The following is a 692-nucleotide window of genomic DNA, read 5'->3' on the forward strand; positions in this document are numbered from 1 at the left end:
GGGGGGTGCTGCCCCTGTCCGGGCTCATCCGCCAGGCGGGCGCGCAACCGCTCCCCCTGCCGGGGCCGTTGTTTCGTGGAGCACTTCGCGCGCTCGGGGTGCTGGGGGCGGGCACGTTGCCGGTGGCCCTGCTCGACTACATGCATTACTCCTGGGTCGCGGACGGGGAACGCGCCGAGTCCGCCCTGGGGTTCGTGCCCCTCCACCACGTCAAGGACGCCGCCGCGGCGCTCCGAAGGAGCCAGTCATGACCAAGGGTGTCCTCGGGAATGATCCCTTCCAGCGGGGCGCAGCGCCTCGCACGGGCGATGCGCAGGAGGACAAGGCCGAAGCGAAGGCCGCGAAGAAGGCGCCCGCGTCGAAGAGCGCGAAGGGTGGCGCCGGGAAGAGCGCGAAGTCGGCGGGCAAGGCACGCAGCGCCAAGGAAGCCCCGCGCACGAAGGCCCCGAAGGCTGGCAAGGGACGCAGCCCGGAAGCGAAGCCGGCCGCGAAGGCGCCGAAGACCCCCGCCGCCGCGGTCCACAAGTTCGAGGCGCGCGCGAACCCGCGCGGTGGGACGTCCGCGTCGCCCCAGGAGCATGAGGACACGATCGCGAAGGCAGCGCACGCGACCCGCGAGGCACCGGCCGGCAAGCAGGGCCCCCCGCCTGCTCGCGCCTCGGCCCAGGCCCCCTCGGGGGATGAGCCCGCCC

2 pseudogenes are annotated in these 692 nt (G+C 74.1%); both read left to right on the forward strand.

Annotated features, from left to right (window positions below):
• Nucleotides 1-251 (forward strand): annotated as a pseudogene (locus D7X74_RS42250) (UDP-glucose 4-epimerase); the annotation flags it as partial.
• Nucleotides 248-692: pseudogene (locus D7X74_RS42255) on the forward strand (hypothetical protein); the annotation flags it as partial. The pseudogenes D7X74_RS42250 and D7X74_RS42255, both read left to right, overlap by 4 nt.

It is taken from the genome of Corallococcus sp. CA047B, from assembly GCF_003612065.1.
Classification (GTDB): Bacteria; Myxococcota; Myxococcia; order Myxococcales; family Myxococcaceae; genus Corallococcus; species Corallococcus praedator.